The organism is Verrucomicrobium sp. 3C (assembly GCF_000379365.1).
GTDB lineage: Bacteria > Verrucomicrobiota > Verrucomicrobiia > Methylacidiphilales > Methylacidiphilaceae > Methylacidimicrobium.
On sequence record NZ_KB901875.1, the window covers coordinates 1,328,476 to 1,329,236 of the forward strand.

The window sequence follows — 761 nt, forward strand, 5'->3', positions numbered from 1 at the left end:
AAGCGGGACCAGGTGGGAGTCGGATAGGTCCATACTACCTGTGAGCTCGGAGAAAGTCCGAGGGAGGGAAGGGGCCTTAGTTCAAGGGAAACGTCGGAAGGAGCGAGAACGGAGTGTGGCGGTACGCCTACAACCTCCCTTGCGTGTTCGGAGGCTCCAGAGGACGTTGCAGGAGAAAGCGAAGGCAAGTTCGACCTCCTCTCCCTCGGGAGATGTACGTGGAGCTTACCGTGGGCATAATCCTGTACCAACCTTGTTCGGAAGCCGAATGCGGGAAATCCGCCTGTTCGGTTTGATGAGCGGGGAGTGGAAACGGCCGATAAGGAGAGATACTCAGGCACTGTCATACCGAAAGGGGCAGCTCCCGCTATGGCTCTCCTACGTCGCACGGCGCCACTCCTCGACTCCACGTGCGCTTTCTCCTGCGGCTTGCCAAATGGGCTTGTCTGCTTCGCTCTCGCTTGGTTTTCCATCCTTGCAGCATCTCCTCATACAGCTCCGGGGGAAACCCGGCGCCGCGCCTCGGGTACGAACTTTGTGAGAAGTGGCGGTAGCCTGCATGCTTCACAAGCGCCAATTTTCCCTGTTGAAGACATGTCAAACTGACCGCTTTGGTAACAAGTGATCTGACCGCTTGGGATATTGGGTTGTTGTTTCCTTTGGGGTTCTTGCCCTTGCCCCGGGGCAAGGGCAAAGTTCTGCTCCTCTTTTAAGCCGCCTTGGTTTGGTGTGGCTCCAGCGGCTTGCCCTCCGAGTCGTAC

Annotated in this window: 1 pseudogene (running past one end of the window); it reads right to left on the reverse strand. The window is 57.6% G+C overall.

Annotation, left to right across the window (positions count from 1 at the left end):
• Positions 1 to 33 (reverse strand): annotated as a pseudogene (locus tag A37A_RS16315) (cupin domain-containing protein) (it extends 900 nt beyond the left edge of the window).
• Positions 34 to 761: the final 728 nt, after the last annotated feature.